This is a genomic window from Microbacterium sp. LWO12-1.2 (assembly GCF_040675875.1).
Classification (GTDB): domain Bacteria; phylum Actinomycetota; class Actinomycetes; order Actinomycetales; family Microbacteriaceae; genus Microbacterium.
Genome location: NZ_JBEGII010000001.1, coordinates 2,204,719 through 2,220,448 on the forward strand (window position 1 = coordinate 2,204,719; position 15,730 = coordinate 2,220,448).

The following is a 15,730-nucleotide window of genomic DNA, read 5'->3' on the forward strand; positions in this document are numbered from 1 at the left end:
ATGGCACGTCCGAAGAAGCGCTTCCAGCAGCTGCTCGAGGAGATCGACCGCACCCCGTGGGGTCCTGCGGAGCAGGCCCTCGTCAGCGAGGCCGTCGCCCTGGCGCAGGAGATCGGCGACGAGCGTCTCGAGTACGAGGCACGCATGCGGCAGACCGCGTCGGCGAACATGAACGGCGCGACCGACGTCATGCTGAACTCGTTCGCATGGTGTCTCGCACATCACGACGCCGACCCGCAGCGCTTCCCGAGCGACCTCGACTACGGCGGCGCCGACCTGATGTGGCAGTTCAAGTGGATGGCCTCATCGCTGCGCTCCTCCCCCGCGTTCTCGCAGGAGCAGATCGTCGCGGTGCTCGACGACATGGAAACCCACTACCGCACCGCCGGTCTCGGCCTCAGCGGTGTGCTGACGGCCCGATTCGAGGACGCCTGGGATGCCGGACGGATCGCGGATGCCGAGGCGCTGCGCGTACAGCTCGAGGCCACTCCCCGCGACGAGCACAGCCACTGCGACGCGTGCGGCCGCAGCCAGTTCGCGGGCTTCTTCGCCGAGACGGACCGGGATGCCGACGCCATCCGCCTGGTCGAGGAGATGATCGAGGGCGGCTTCTCCTGCGGTGAGGAACCGGAGCACGCCCTGTCGCGCGTGCTGATCCCCTATCTCCGCGCCGGCCGCGGCGAAGAGGCGAAGACCGCGCACCTGCGCAGCTACCGCCTCGCCAAGGACAATCCGGACAACCTGCGCATCGTCGCCAACAACATCGTGTTCGCGGCGCTGACCGGCAACGAGGCGCGTGCGCTGGCGCTGGTCGAGCGGCACATCTCCTGGCTCGCGCATGACGGGCTCAACGTCGACGCGCACTTCGCCGCGCTGGCGGCCTTCGCGTTCGCCCTCGACCGCGTCACGGCGGCGGGCCACGGCGACACCCCGGTGCGCGGAGCGGACGCACCCGCCCTCGAGCCGTTCTTCGGCGCGCACGACGGCGCCTGGACGGCGCAGGAACTCGCGGCGACGGCCTGGGCCACCGCCGAGCGCATCGGTGCGCAATTCGACCAGCGCGACGGCACCGACGGCCACGCACAGGCCCTCGGGCGCATGCGGGCGCTGGCCTCCGAGCAGTACGACGTGCCGATCCGCTCCGACGCCTTCGTGGCGGCACCCGCGGCGGCGACCCCGGTCGACGCCGACGGCTGGTTCGACAGAGCGATGGAACTCGCACAGTACGGCGCCGAGCACGAGACGCTCGAAGCCCTGCCCCGCGCGAGCGGCGTCGCGGACCCGTACAAGCGGGCGCAGCTGCTGTCGATGCGCATCGGCATCCTGGTCGCGCTCGACCGCGCCGCGGAGGCGGCTGAGCTGCTTCCCGAGCGCGTGGCCGCGTTGCGTGAGGCCGGCAAGGACACGCAGGCTGCCCTCGAGGAGCGTCTGGGCCTCGCCACCTTCGGCCTCAACACCCCGGAGACCACGGCGGACCTCGAGGATGCCCTCGCCGACGCCGCGTCGCTGCCCGCCTGGTCGCGCGGCGACCTCGCGATCAGCCGTGCGTCGCTGCATCTGCAGTCCGATGAGGCGGATGCCGCGCTGGACATGGCGGAGCACGCAGCACGCGCCTTCGCGGAGGCCGAGGACACACGCCTGTCGAACACGACCACGCTCGTCGCGATCCACGCCGTGTTGAGCAAGGGCGACATCGAATCGGCCGCATCCCTGCTCGATCGCTTCCTGGCGCAGGACGATCTCAGCATCGGCCACCGCGCCCAGGCCCTGCAGACGCGCGCCCGCGTGCGCGGCGGCTCCGATGCCTATGTGGACGGCGCGACGGATGCCGATGAGGCATGCCGTCTGCTCGCCGGCCTCGGCGCCACCCAGGCCCTCGCCGCAGCCCACCTGCTCGCCGGCGCACTCTGGGAGGACGCCGGTCAGCCGGAGAAGTCCCTCGCGCGGTATCGGGTGACCTCACGACTGGTCGCGCAGGAGGGCGGCGACATCGCCGGAGCCAACTTCCGTCTGGCGCGCGCCATGCTCGCCGTGGGCGACGCCGAAGAGGCCGCGGAGCTGTTCGGCACGGTGCTCGAGCAGGAGGAGCAGGCCGAGGTGCCCGCCGCGTCCCGCGCCATGACGGCGTCGATGCTGGCACGCGCCCTGACCGGTGCGGGCGAGTACGGCCAGGCCGTCGGCGCATTCGGCTACGCGGCGACGCTCTACGGCGAGGCCGAGGAGCACGCCGACCAGGCGATCTCGATGACCGAGCAGGCCAAGATCCTCGCCCGGTTCGACGAGAACGACGACGCCCTCGCGCTGCTGGAGTCGGCGGCCGAGATCGTGCGCCGTGCGCCCGACGCCGTCGGCGCGCACGTCGAGGTGCTGCACAACCTCGGCCAGGTGTACGGCGGACGACAGGACGAGCGCGCGTTCGCCCTGTTCGACGAGGTCACCGCGCTCGCGCAGCAGCATGAGGCGCAGTGGCTGCTCGCCGACGTCACCGACTCCCGGGGTCGGGCGCTCGCCGAGATCGGCCGCATCGACGAAGCGGTCGCCGCCGCACTGACCGCTGCCGACGCGTTCGCAGAGATCGGCGACAGCGGAGCAGCCGGCGGGTCGGAGCTGTTCGCCGCCCGTCTGCTCGCCGGCAACGAGCGTGCGGGTGACGCGGTGGCCGTGTACCGCAGCGCGCTCGAGCACGGTGCCGAGCACCCTCCCCTGCGCCAGGTCGCGGGGCTGGAGCTCGGCGACACGCTCGAGGCGCTCGGTCGTCACGGCGAGGCCGCGGAGGTGCGCGCGCTCATCGAGAGCTGAGCGCGCGCCGGCAGCGGGCTCAGAACAGCGGCGGGCTCAGAACAGCTGGCGCCAGTTCGCTCGGGCGAGATCGAGCAGCTCGTCGCCGCGACCCGACATGACCGTGCGGATGGCGTAGAGCGCGAAGCCCTTCACCTGCGCGGCCTCGATCGCCGGCGGCATCGACAGCTCCTGCCGCTCGGTGACGACGTCGAGCAGGGCGGGGCCGTCATGGGCGAGGACTTCGCGGACGGCATCCGGCAGGTCCTCGCTGCGTTCGACGCGCCGCGCGAAGATGCCCATGGCCTCGGCGATCGCGGCGAAGCTCGGGTTCTTCAGGTCGGTGCCGTACGTCACGAAACCGGCGGCCTTCATCTCCAGCTCGACGAAGTTCAAAGAGGAGTTGTTCACCACGATCGTCTTGACCGGCAGATCGTTCTGCGTCAGGGTGATGAGCTCGCCGAGCATCATCGCGAGCCCTCCGTCGCCGGCCAGAGCGACCACCTGGCGGTCCGGATGCGCGACCTGCGCCCCGATGCCGTGCAGCAGTGCGTTCGCCATCGAGCCGTGGTTGAACGAGCCGACCAGGCGCCGGTGCTCGCTCATCTTCAGGTACCGTGCCGCCCAGACGGTGGGCGAGCCGACATCGGCCGTGAAGATCGCGTCATCCGCCGCCTGCTCGTTGAGCAGCCGCGCGAGGTACTGCGGGTGGATCGGGCGCCCGGCCTTGGTCGGCACCGCGAGGTCGTCGAGCTTCGCCCTGGTCTTGCGGTAGTGGGCGGTGGAGTCGTCGAGGTGCGAACGGTCCTGCCTCTCGGCCAGACGCGGCAGCAGTGCCTCTGCGGTGGCGCGGACGTCGCCGACCAACCCCAGATCCAGTGGATGCCGCTTGCCGAGCTGAGAGCCACGGATGTCGACCTGGATCGTCGTGGCGTGCTCGGGGTAGAACTGCTCGTAGGGGAAGTCGCTGCCCAGCACGAGCAGCGCGTCCGCGGCCTCCATCGCGCGGTATCCCGAGGCGAAGCCGAGCAGCCCCGTCATCCCCACGTCGAAGGGGTTGTCGTACTCGATGAACTCCTTGCCGCGGAGTGCATGCACGATCGGTGCGCCCAGTCGGTCGGCCAACGCGATGACCTCGTCATGCGCTCCTTCGACTCCGGCGCCCGCGAGGATCGTGACCTTCTTGGCCGCGTTCAGCAGCGTCGCCGCCTGCTCGAGCTCGGGGCCGCTCGGCACGATCACCGGACGGGCGCGCTCGATCACCACGGCGCGGTCGTCGGCGATCTCGGCCAGTGCCACGTCGCCGGGGATCACGAGCACAGCGACGCCGCGCTGCTCGATCGCGGCGCGCATTGCGATCTCCAGCAGCCTCGGCATCTGCTTCGGGTCTGCGACGTACTCCACGTAGACGCTGCACTCGCGGAACAGCTCCTGCGGGTGCGTCTCCTGGAAGTATCCGGTGCCGATCTCCGTGGTCGGGATGTGCGCGGCGATCGCGAGCACCGGCACGCGTGAGCGGTTCGCGTCGTAGAGGCCGTTGATCAGATGCAGGTTGCCCGGTCCGCAGGAGCCTGCGACGACCGCGAGCTCGCCGGTGGTGGCGGCATCCGCTGCGGCAGCGAAGGCCGCGGCCTCCTCGTGCCGCACATGGACCCAGCGGATCGTGCCGTCCTTGCGGAGGGCATCCGTGAATCCGTTGAGCGAATCACCGGGAAGGCCGTAGACACGGTCGATCCCGTTGGCGTGCAGAGTCTTGACGATGTTCTCAGCGACATTGGCCATGCTTCGACCCTACGCCCGGCCGGGTCGCAGGGCTCCGCGGCGACCCATGCTCGGGTGAGGGGTCACGACACGCCCTGGGCTGCAGCGGGCGCACGGCGTGTTCTGACCCCTCACGTCACGCGGCGGCGATCAGACGGCGGATGCGACGCACCAGCGCGACCGGATCGTCGAAGTCGCGCCTCGTCACGGTGGTGTAGCGGTAGCCGAGGGACTCCAGCTCAGCCCGCCGGATCTGATCGCGGCTCCACTGGTCGGGGTCCCGGTGGTGGTCGCCGTCGTACTCGATGATCAGTCCGAGGTCGCGGTAGAGCATGTCGACACGGGCGACGAACCGGGGCCCATTCCAGATCTCGACATTGCACTCCGGAGCAGGCAGTCCGGCATCGATGAGGATCAGGCGCAGCATCGACTCCCGTGGCGATTCGGCGCGCTCGTCGGCGAGCTCCAGCGACCGCTCTCGCGCGCGCGAACCACGTCCGCCTCTGAACCGCTCGTGCAAGTCCGTGAGCTCGGCGAGAGATACCAGCGGTCGCCGCCGGCTGATGAGCGCATCCGTCAGCGCGAGCAGGCGCGGCGGGGTCACGGCGCGTGAGACGTCGATCCACGTACGAGCCGGCGATAGCACGGCCACGCCATTCACGAACCGGATGTCGCCGTCGTCGATCGCGAGACGGTGGCCGACCATACCGGCACGTCGCACCCTTGTCTCATGCTGCGGGACACCGATGCGTGGTGCCGCCCAGGCATCCGCTTCGATGACACCCGGCAGCGGAAGCCTCCACACGGCAGCGGCCGTGGTGCCGCAGATGAAGGCATGAGCAGGTACCGCGTCGAACAGCAGCCGTACTCGCTCCGCATCTGTCAGAGCTTCGCGGGACCGCGTCCCGTGGAAGGGACTGCTCAGATCCTTCGCGCGCAGGCGCTGGGGGGCGACGCCGTGCACGAACGCCTCCGAGACCGTGAAGGCGACAGGGAGTTGGGAGGGAAGCGGGGCTGGACGCATCCGCCGATCGTGGCCGCACCCGCATCCGCTGCCTGACCCGTTCCCCAGCACCCGTGCATAACTCGCCGTGACGCCCGCCTGGGCAGACCAGGTGAGGGGTCAAGACACGCCGCAGCCGGGCTCGTGCGTGCGGCGTGTCTTGACTCCTCACCTCAACCCGGTCACGGGGCGCGAAGGCGCGCGCCCCGGCACGTCGTGAGGGGTCAGGACACGCCGCAGGTCCGCGTCCGCAGAGGGCGTGTCTTGACCCCTCACCGAGGCGAAGGCCCGACCGGGTACGCGAAAGCGCCGCCTCCCCGGTCGGGAGGCGGCGCTGGTGCCCCTCGATGCGCGGGTGAGCGCGTGAAGGGGCGCGAAGGCTCAGCCGATGCGGATGAGCTTGCGGTTCACGAACTCGTCGGCGGCCAGGTGGCCGAGCTCGCGCGAGGTGCCGCTGCGCTTCACGCCGCCGAAGGGCAGCTCCGGGCTGTCGGCCAGCACGAGGTTGACGTAGACCATGCCCGCCTCGATCTTGTCGGCCACGCGCTCGGCCTGCTCGGCATCCGTCGTGAAGACGTAGGAGCCGAGGCCGAACGACGTGTCGTTCGCGAGGGCGACGGCCGCATCCTCATCCGCGACGCGGTACACGACGGCTGCGGGGCCGAAGAGCTCCTCGTGGTAGACGTTCATCTCGGGCGTGACGTCGGCGAGCACGGTGGGTGCGAAGAACGCACCGTCACGGGTGCCGCCGGTGAGCAGCGTCGCGCCCTGATCGACGGCCTGGTCGATCTGCTTCTGCAGGTTCTCGGCCGCGGTCTCCGAGGCCACCGGTCCGAGCACGGTGTCGTCGAGGGTGGGGTCGGTCGCCTGCACGGATGCCATCGCCGCCGTGAACTTCTCGACGAAGGAGTCGTAGAGACCGTCGACGATGATGAACCGCTTGGCGCCGTTGCAGGCCTGGCCGTTGTTATCCAGACGTGCGTCGACACCGGCCTGGACCGTGGCGTCGAGATCGTCCGTGGAGAGCACGATGAACGGGTCGGAGCCGCCGAGCTCGAGCGCGACCTTCTTGAGGTGACGACCGGCGATCTCGGCGACCGCCGCTCCCGCACGCTCGGAACCGGTGAGCGAGACGCCCTGCACGCGGGGGTCGGCGATCATCGTGGCGATCTGCTCGTTGGTCGCCAGCACGTTCTGGTAGGCGCCCTTCGGGAATCCGGCATCGTGGTAGATCGCTTCGAGGGCAGTCGACGACTCGGGGCACTGCGGGGCCGGCTTCAGCAGGATCGTGTTACCGACGATGAGGTTCGGGGCTGCGAAACGCACGATCTGGTAGGCCGGGAAGTTCCACGGCATGATGCCGACGAGCGGGCCCAGCGACGAACGGCGGATGATCGCCGTGCCGTCTCCGAGGATCGCGATCGGCTGGTCGGCCATGATGGCCTCCGCCTGGTCGGCGTAGTACTCGGCGATGTCGGCGGCGAAGTCAACCTCCCCCAGGGCCGCCTCGCGCGGCTTGCCCATCTCACGCACGAATACGTCGGCGAGAGCCTCACGGCGCTCGCGGTGCAGCTCGGCGGCGCGACGCAGGAGCGCAGCACGCTCAGCCACGGTCGACGAGCGGGACCACTCGCGGTGCGCCTCGTCGGCGGCCGCGACGGCCTCCTCGATCTGCGCATCCGTGAAGGTGTCGAAGGACGCCAGCGTCTCTCCGGTGGCGGGGTTGATGACGGCGTAGTCGGTCATGTCTCGTCCTCTCTGCAGGCCGGTCAGGAGACCGGGATCAGCGTGTACTTGGTGGACAGGTACTCGTGGATGCCTTCGAAGCCGCCCTCGCGGCCGACGCCGGACTGCTTGACGCCGCCGAAGGGAGCGGCCGCGTTCGACACCACGCCCACGTTGAGACCCATCATGCCGGTCTCGAGCGCGTCGATCATGCGCTGGCCGCGCTGCAGGCTCTCCGTGAACACGTACGACACCAGGCCGTACTCGGTGTCGTTGGCCAGGCGCACGGCCTCTTCCTCGGTCTCGAAGGTCGCGATCGCGAGCACCGGTCCGAAGATCTCCTCACGCAGGATCGCGCTGCCGGCGACCACGTCGGTGAGCACGGTCGGCTCGTAGAAGCTGCCGACGCCGTCGAGCGCCTTTCCTCCGGCGAGCAGCGTGGCGCCCCGGCCCACGGCCTCGTCGACGAGCTCCCCGGCCTTGGCCACGGCGTCGTCGTCGATCAGCGGTCCGATCGCCACACCATCCTCGGTGCCGCGACCGATCTTCATGGCGTCGACGCGCTCGGTGATGCGCTTGGCGAACTCGCCCGCGATGTCCTTGTGCACGATGAAGCGGTTGGCCGCCGTGCACGCCTGCCCGATGTTGCGGAACTTCGCGGCCAGCGCCCCCTCCACTGCCTTGTCGAGATCGGCGTCGTCGAACACCACGAACGGCGCGTTGCCGCCGAGCTCCATCGACACGCGCAGCACGCCCTCGGCGGCCTGCGCGATGAGCTTGCGGCCCACCTCGGTCGAGCCGGTGAAGGAGAGCTTGCGCAGACGCGGGTCGGCGATGATCGGAGCCGACAGCGCGCTCGATCGCGAGGTCTGCACGACGTTCACGACGCCGGCCGGAAGACCCGCCTCCTCCAGCAGCGACACGAAGAACATGGTCGTGAGCGGCGTGAGGGCCGGGGGCTTGATCACCACGGTGCATCCGGCTGCCAGAGCGGGCGCGATCTTGCGCGTGGCCATCGCGAACGGGAAGTTCCACGGGGTGACGAAGAACGACGGTCCGACCGGACGCTGCGACACGACCATGTGGCCAGTGCCTTCAGGGTTGAGCCCGTAGCGGCCGTTGATGCGCACGGCCTCCTCGCTGAACCAGCGGAGGAACTCGCCGCCGTAGCCGACCTCGCCGCGCGCCTCGGCGAGCGGCTTGCCCATCTCCAGCGTCATCAGCAGCGCCAGATCCTCCTTGCGCGCCTGCACCAGGTCGAACGCACGGCGCAGGATGTCGCTGCGCGTGCGCGGCGCCGTGGCCGCCCACGCGTCCTGTGCGGCCACCGCGGCATCGAGCGCACGGATGCCGTCGCCCGGTGTCGCGTCGGCGATCGTGCGGATGACCTCACCGGTCGCCGGATCCTTCACATCGAAGGTGCCGCCGGTCTCGCCATCCGTCCACTCTCCGCCGATGAAGAGGCCGGTGGGGATGCTGTCGAGCAGCGCCTGCTCGGCCGGTGCGATCTGAGTGCTCATGGATTCTCTTTCTGTGGGGAGTGTGGGTCAGCGGCGACGCAGGCTCGGCGGAGCATCCATGCCGAGCGTCTGGCCGCGGAAGAAGGCGGGCCGCTTGATGGCGTTCCAGATCATCACCGCGATACCGACCACGATGATGACCATGCCGAGGATGAACACGATCCCTACGCCGCCGATCTGCGATCCGGATCCGTACCCCGGGTCCATCGAGTCGATGAGGGTCGTGAAGAACAGCACCGCGAGGATGGCGCCTCCCACCAGCGGGAACAGGAACGTGAAGAAGAAGTTGCGCGTCGAGTCGAACCACTGCTTGCGGAAGTACCAGACGCAGGCGAACGCGGTGATCCCGTAGTAGAAGCAGATCATCATGCCGAGCGTGAGGATCGTGTCCCACAGGGTGTCTTCGCTGACCACGCGCATGACGGCGTAGAAGGCGGAGGCGACGATGGCGGACACGATGGTCGCGAAGCCCGGGGTGAAGAACCGGGGGCTGACCTTGGCGAACGACTTCGGGAGTGCGCCGTAGTGGCCCATCGCCAGTAGCGTGCGGGCCGGTCCCACGAAGGTGGACTGCAGCGACGACGCGGAGCTGGTGAGCACGGCGAGCGAGACGAGGAACGCGAGTGGTCCGAGGATCGGACCGGACAGGTGGAAGAACACGTTCTCCTGGATGTCCTCGTTGCCGAGGCCCAGAGCCCCCGTGCCGACGCCCGCGAACATGATCATCGCGACCGCGAGGAGCAGGTACAGCGAGACGATCGTGAGAACGGTCGCCGTGGCAGCACGTCCCGGCGTCTTCTCGGGATCCTTCGTCTCCTCGTTCATGGTCAGGGTGACGTCCCAGCCCCAGAAGATGAAGATCGAGAGCGAGAGTCCGGCAGCGACGGCGCTGAAGGACGAGATCGCGAACGGGTTGAACCAGTTCAGGTCGAACGGCTGGTAGTCGAATCCGTTTCCGTTGACGGCCTGCGTGATCGCGGCGACCGCGAAGAACACCAGGACGAGGATCTGGAAGCTGACCAGCCAGTACTGCAGCTTCTGCGTCGTCTGCATGTCGCGGTAGGAGACCCAGGTGGCACCGAGCATGAACAACAGGCACACGGCGATGTTGATGAACGTGTTGCTCGCGAGATCTGCGATATCGGGGTTCCCCGTGATCTGCGAGATCAGCAAGAAGAGGAACTCGACCGCGATGCCGGCGAGATTGGAGAGGACGAGGATCGTCGCGACGACGAGGCCCCATCCGGCCATCCACCCGATCCACGGACCGAATGCCCGGGTCGCCCAGGTGAAGGAGGTGCCGGAGTCCGGCATGCGGTTGTTGAGCTCGCGGTACCCGAAGGCGACGAGCAGCATCGGGATGAAGCCCACCAGGATGATGGCGGGGATCTGCGGACCCACCGTCGAGGCGGTCGGTCCGACCGCCGCGGTGAACGTGTACGCCGGGGCGATACACGAGATGCCGATCACGATCGCGCCGATCAGGCCGACCGTTCCGGCGCTCAGACCCTTGCTGGAAATGCCTGTGGTCACGGGGTCGGGCTCCGTTGCCCTGTTCGTGCTGCTCATCAGCGGACTCCTGCTTCGGCGCGGGTGCGCGGGACGACGATCATCGGAACGGGCAGTTCGTGCAGCATCTTCGCTGCCGTGGAGCCCAGGAACAGCCGGCGCGGCTGCGCGAGGCGGCTGGAGCCGACAAGGATGACCTCGCCGGGGAGCCAGGAGAGGTTCGAGACGGCATCCTCGACGGTGTCGCCCGGTGCTTCTTCGATCACTGCACCCAGGTCGTGGGGCAACAGCTCCTTGGCGACCGCCAGCACCTCGTGTGCGTGCGTGGTGCCGGCAAGTCGGATGGCGCCGGTGTCGAGCCCCGGAGGCACATCGAACGGCACCAGCGAGACGAGCCGCAGTCCGACACCGCTCTCCGCTGCGATCGATGCCGCCTCGTCGAGCAGGTTCTCGGCGCCGGGACGGGTGCCGACGGCGACCGTGACCCGCGGGATGACGTGGTCGTCCTGCCCCGCCGTACCCGCGGGCGCGAGGGCGACTGGAATGGTCGACGAGTGCAGCAGCTCGGAGGCCACGCTGCCCAGACGGTGACGGCCGAACAGGCCGCCGCCGGCCGCACCCACGACGATCAGGCGGGCGCCGAACTCCTCGCCGGCGGCGATGAGCCCCTCGGCGAACGACTCCGCGATGCGCACGTGTCCGGTGCGCGTGATCTCCTGCGGCAGGCGGACGATCGCGTCTTCGAGCCACTTCTTCGCCTGTGCGCGGATGTGCTCCTCGTAGGCGCGCTCCGGCGGAACGACCGCGGGGCTGCGTGTGCCCTCGGCCGGGAGCACCAGGACGAGGTGCAGCCTCGCCCCCGTGCTGCGGGCGAGCCGGGCACCGAGCGCTGCGGCATCCGCACCCGAGTCCGTCGCGGTGTAGCCGACGACGATGGCCCCGGACATCAGTTGCTCTCAGCCGGTTCGCCGGCGGAACGGCTCGAGTCCACGATCTGCGAGGCGACCAGGCGCCCCATCCGGATCGCGCCGTCGACGTGCTGGTAGCCGGCGCCCGCCATGTCGCTGCAGGCGAAGCTGATGGGCCCGACCGGAGTACGCAGGTCGGCGCCGTAGCGGTGCAGACCGCCCATGTCGAAGCTCGCCGCGTACGCGCCGCGGGTCCATTCTTCGCTGCCCCAGTCGCTCTCGTAGTAGACGACCGGGTTCTTGGCCTCGGGGCCGTAATAATGCGACAGCGACTCGAGGATGCGCTCCTTGCGCTCCTCGGCCGAGAGCTCGAAGACGCCGTCCGCGTTGCGGTCGGAGACGAAGCCCACCAGGGTGCCGCGCTCGTCGCCGTGGTTGGTGTTGTCGTAGGCCTCGTGCGAGAGCTCGTAGGGGCTGAAGGCGGTGCCGCTCAGGCCCTGCTCACGCCAGAACGGCCGGTCGTAGACGGCGTGCACCTTGATCACGAAGCCCATCGACAGGTGCTGGTGCAGCTGGTGCTGACGGCGCGGCAGCGGCGGCACGAACGAGATGCGGTCGTACAGCACCGGGGCGTGCGCGAGGATGGCGAATCGGGCGCTGATGGTGTGGTCGTCGGTCGTGGCCCGCACGAACTGGGCCCCCGCGCCTGTCGAAGAGTCGCCCCACTCGAGCGTGCGCACCGGCTGGTTCAGGAACACGTCGTCACCGAGGCGCTCGGCGAGCAGGATCGGCACCTGCTGGAGTCCGCCGACGACGCGCTTGTCGAGGATGAAGTCCGCGTCGACCAGGTGAGAGTAGGAGCCGGCCGATGCGGCCATCAGCAGCGACTGCAGCAGCGAGAACGCGTGCGTCGGCTTGGTGAGCATCGCGGATCCGGTGGCGAAGGCGAGGTTGCGCACGGCTTCGTCGTCGTCGGTCTGGGCCCGCAGCCAGGCGTCCCAGGTGACGGAGTCCCACTCTGCTGCGTTCGGGTGCTCCCACGGCTTGTCCGGGTCGATCTCGGCGACCATCGCGTCGAGCCGCTCGGTGATCTCGGCGATGACCTTCTCGGTCTCGGCCGATACCGGGAACATCTCCCCCGTGAACCGGTGACTCTGGCCGTCGGGTCCGACGTAGACGCTGTCGCCCTCGCGGTAACGGCTGTAGGTCTCCAGGCCGAGCTCGGCGACTGTGTCGATCAACGCATCCTGATCGGGCGAGACCCACTGTCCGCCGATCTCGAGCATGGCGCCGTCGATGACGTCGGTCCACAGACGTCCTCCCACCCGGTCCCTCGCCTCGAGGACGGCGACCGAGAGGCCGGCCTTCCGCAGGTCGTTCGCTGCCGTGAGCCCTGCGGCTCCGGCGCCGACGATGAGCACGTCGCGTGTGATCTCAGCCATCTGCAACTCCTTCGTTGGGAAAATGCCGGTCGCGACCCGAAATCCCCCGATTGGGGTCGCGACCGGACGTGGGGTGGAGGCCGCGCGGGAGCGCGACCTCATGCTGGTCCTACGCCGCGGCGAGCGCCGCAGCGACGACGTCGATTCCTTCGTTGAGGAGATCGTCGCCGATCGCGAGCGGGGGAAGGAAGCGGATGACGTTGCCGTAGGTACCGCAGGTGAGGACGATGACGCCCTGGGCGATGCACGCCTTCGCGACGGCCGCGGTGAGCGCGGCGTCGGGAGCGTTGGTCTCCGGGTCGACGAACTCGGCCGCGATCATCGCGCCGTGACCGCGGACGTCGCCGACGCGCGGGTCGTTCTGCTGGATCGCGGTGAGACGCTCGGTGAGGATCACGCCGATCTCGCGGGCGCGCTCGATCACTCCGTCGTTCTCGAAGACGTCGATCGCGGCGAGCGCCGCAGCGCAGGCGATCGGGTTGCCGCCGTACGTGCCGCCGAGACCGCCGGCGTGCGAGGCGTCCATGATCTCGGAGCGACCGGTGACGGCGGCGAGCGGAAGTCCGCCGGCGATGCCCTTGGCCGTGGTGATCAGGTCGGGCTCGATGCCGAAGATCTCGCTCGCGAACATGTGGCCGGTGCGGGCGAAGCCGGTCTGCACCTCGTCAGCGATGAAGACGACGCCGTTCGCGCGGCACCACTCGACGATCGCGGGCAGGAAGCCGTCGGCCGGGACGATGAAGCCGCCCTCGCCCTGGATCGGCTCGATGATCACGGCGGCCAGGTTGTCGGCGCCGATCTGCTTCTCGAGCTGAAGGATGACGCGTGCTGCGGCTTCGCCACCGTCGAGTCCGTCGCGGAACGGGTACGACATCGGGGCGCGGTACACCTCGGGAGCGAAGGGGCCGAATCCGCTCTTGTACGGCATGGACTTGGCGGTCAGCGCCATGGTCAGGTTCGTGCGACCGTGGTAGCCGTGGTCGAAGGCGACGACGGCCTGGCGACCGGTGTACTTGCGGGCGATCTTGATCGCGTTCTCGACCGCCTCCGCACCGGAGTTGAACAGCGCGCTCTTCTTCGCGAAGTCACCGGGGGTGACGCGGTTCAGTGCCTCGGCGACCTCGATGTACGACTCGTAGGGCGAGATCATGAAGCAGGTGTGCGTGAACTGAGCGGCCTGCGCGGCGACAGCAGCGGCGACCTTCGGGTGCGCGTTGCCCACCGTGGTCACGGCGATGCCGGATCCGAGGTCGATGAGCGAGTTCCCGTCCGCGTCGACGACGACGCCGCCACCCGCGGCCACGGTCGCGACGGGCACGGTGTGACCGACTCCGGCGGCGACGGCATCCGCTTTGCGCGCCAGGATCTCGGCCGAGCGAGGCCCGGGGAGTTCAGTGACCAGACGACGCTCCTGAGGGAGCTCGGGTCCGCCGAGGGGAACTGCAACAGCTGCGGTGTCGAGGAGTGCCATGCCGCGAGCGTACGGCGGCCTCTGGATCTGTCGCATTCGCCGCCTTGTACAATCTGGATATTCGTATGTACACCTTGTACATACACCGAGGCCGGGAGGACGCATGGCCACCCCCGAGCAGCCGACCCTGCGAGCTCTGCTGTACCGCCGCGACCTGGGGCTGCGGCTGGTGTCCCCTGCCGACTCCCTCTCGTCCGATGCGCTCGATCGCCCCCTGCGCTGGGTGCACAGTTCCGACCTCGCCGATCCCACACCGTTCCTGGCGGAGGACCTCGTGCTCCTCACCACGGGCACCCAGTTCGACGACGCAGGAACGGCCGATCTCTACGTCAGTCGCCTGATCGACCGGGGAGTCCTCGGGCTCGGCTTCGGCACCGAGGTGCATCGCGCCGGCATCCCCGAGGATCTCCTCGCCGCCTGCGTCGCGCACGGCCTGCCCCTGTTCGAGGTCCCGTACCGCACGCCGTTCATCGCCGTGGCCCGCGCCCACTCCGAGGCGATCGCCGCACAGGCCTATGCGCGGCGATCGTGGGCGCTCGATACGCAGCGCGGCCTCGCCCTCGCCGCTCTCCGTCCGCGCGGTCTCGACGCGACACTGGACGAGCTCGGGCGCCGCCTCGATGCCTGGGTCGGGATGTTCGACGCCGCCGGCTCGCTGGTCCTCGCCCATCCCCGCGATGCGATCGAGCGGGACGCACTCGACCGACTCGGCGAGCGGGTGCTGGAGATCCTCACCCGCGGGCTCGAGGCGGGGCAGTCCCTCACGATCGACGACCACACCTTCATGCTGTTCACGATCGGACGCGGCGGGCACCTGCGCGGAGTGATCGCGCTCGCGATCGATGCGCTCGATCAGGAGGCGCGCTCCGTCGTGACCTCGGTCATCGCGATGGCCGGGCTCGCGATGGAGCAGAGCGAGCAGCTCGCCCGCAGCCGCCGACGTCTGCACACGCAGCTGCTGTCCTCACTGCTCGACGACGATCCGGCACTGGCTCGCCGGGTGCTCGGTAGCCTCCCCGCGACACCTGTCGTCGTGGCCGTCGCGGCCGACGCTCCCGCCGGATCACTCACCGACTGGTGGGAGCGTCAGAGGTCAGAACACGGCACCGCCTTCTTCCTCGCCGAGTCCGACGACGGCCTCACCATCTGCTTGTCGGCGAGCGACGAAGCGCTGCTCGACGAGGTGGCGACGCGCTTCGCCATCCGGATCGGCATCTCCGAGCCGGAGGGGTTCGACGCCTTCTCGCGCGCACACGCGCAGGCCCTCACCGTGCTGCGTCAGCACGGGACGCCCGGCGCCGAACGGTATGCCGACACGATCGGCGCCAGCATCCTCTCCGCCCTCGCGACGGACGAGGCGCGGCTGGTGGCCGAGTCGCGCCTGGCTCCCCTGCGCGAGCACGATGCCCGCACCGGAGCCGAACTCGAATGGTCGCTGCGATGCTGGCTGGAGCACGACGCCCGCGCAGAATCCGCCGCTGCGGTGCTCGGTGTGCATCGCCACACGCTCCGCGCGCGGATCGCGCAGGCCGGTGCCCTGCTGGGCACCGACCTGTCGACGTTCCCGGCCCGCGCGGAGCTGTGGACGCTGCTGCAGACGGCCAGGGAATGAC

10 protein-coding genes are annotated in these 15,730 nt (G+C 69.5%); 2 read left to right on the plus strand and 8 right to left on the minus strand.

The genetic code is table 11. The annotated features are described in order from the left end of the window. Positions 1–2,799, plus strand: a complete 2,799-nt coding sequence (locus tag MRBLWO12_RS10590; RefSeq protein ID WP_363555254.1) for a hypothetical protein — start codon at positions 1–3, stop codon at positions 2,797–2,799. Between the two features lie 36 nt (positions 2,800–2,835). Here the strand turns inward: MRBLWO12_RS10590 and poxB are convergent, their stop codons facing one another. The 8 genes from poxB to gabT all read right to left on the minus strand — a co-directional run bounded on the left by poxB (position 2,836) and on the right by gabT (position 14,117). Next, entirely contained in the window at positions 2,836–4,560 is a 1,725-nt protein-coding gene (gene poxB / locus MRBLWO12_RS10595) for a ubiquinone-dependent pyruvate dehydrogenase (RefSeq protein WP_363555256.1), read from the minus strand. Between the two features lie 115 nt (positions 4,561–4,675). Beyond that, the gene (locus tag MRBLWO12_RS10600; protein WP_363555258.1) at positions 4,676–5,563 is read right to left on the minus strand and encodes an endonuclease domain-containing protein; all 888 of its coding nucleotides are present in this window, start codon (positions 5,561–5,563) and stop codon (positions 4,676–4,678) included. A 360-nt stretch (positions 5,564–5,923) separates the two neighbouring features. Next, entirely contained in the window at positions 5,924–7,288 is a 1,365-nt protein-coding gene (locus MRBLWO12_RS10605; RefSeq protein ID WP_363555260.1) for an NAD-dependent succinate-semialdehyde dehydrogenase, read from the minus strand. 23 nt (positions 7,289–7,311) lie between these two features. Next, entirely contained in the window at positions 7,312–8,787 is a 1,476-nt protein-coding gene (locus MRBLWO12_RS10610; protein ID WP_363555262.1) for an NAD-dependent succinate-semialdehyde dehydrogenase, read from the minus strand. Between the two features lie 27 nt (positions 8,788–8,814). Further along, complete coding sequence (locus MRBLWO12_RS10615) at positions 8,815–10,356, minus strand: APC family permease (RefSeq protein ID WP_363555264.1); 1,542 nt, start codon at positions 10,354–10,356, stop codon at positions 8,815–8,817. Then, positions 10,356–11,243, minus strand: coding sequence for a universal stress protein (locus tag MRBLWO12_RS10620; protein WP_363555266.1), 888 nt, complete (start codon positions 11,241–11,243; stop codon positions 10,356–10,358). Before MRBLWO12_RS10620 ends, MRBLWO12_RS10615 begins: the two co-directional genes overlap by 1 nt. Next, a complete protein-coding gene (locus MRBLWO12_RS10625) occupies positions 11,243–12,646 on the minus strand; it encodes a flavin monoamine oxidase family protein (RefSeq protein ID WP_363555268.1) in 1,404 nt (467 codons plus the stop codon). Before MRBLWO12_RS10625 ends, MRBLWO12_RS10620 begins: the two co-directional genes overlap by 1 nt. 109 nt (positions 12,647–12,755) lie before the next feature. Continuing rightward, positions 12,756–14,117, minus strand: a complete 1,362-nt coding sequence (gabT, locus tag MRBLWO12_RS10630; protein ID WP_363555270.1) for a 4-aminobutyrate--2-oxoglutarate transaminase — start codon at positions 14,115–14,117, stop codon at positions 12,756–12,758. Positions 14,118–14,220: 103 nt separating this feature from the next. Between gabT and MRBLWO12_RS10635 the strand changes: the two genes are divergently transcribed. Next, complete coding sequence (locus MRBLWO12_RS10635) at positions 14,221–15,729, plus strand: PucR family transcriptional regulator (RefSeq protein ID WP_363555272.1); 1,509 nt, start codon at positions 14,221–14,223, stop codon at positions 15,727–15,729. Position 15,730: the final 1 nt, after the last annotated feature.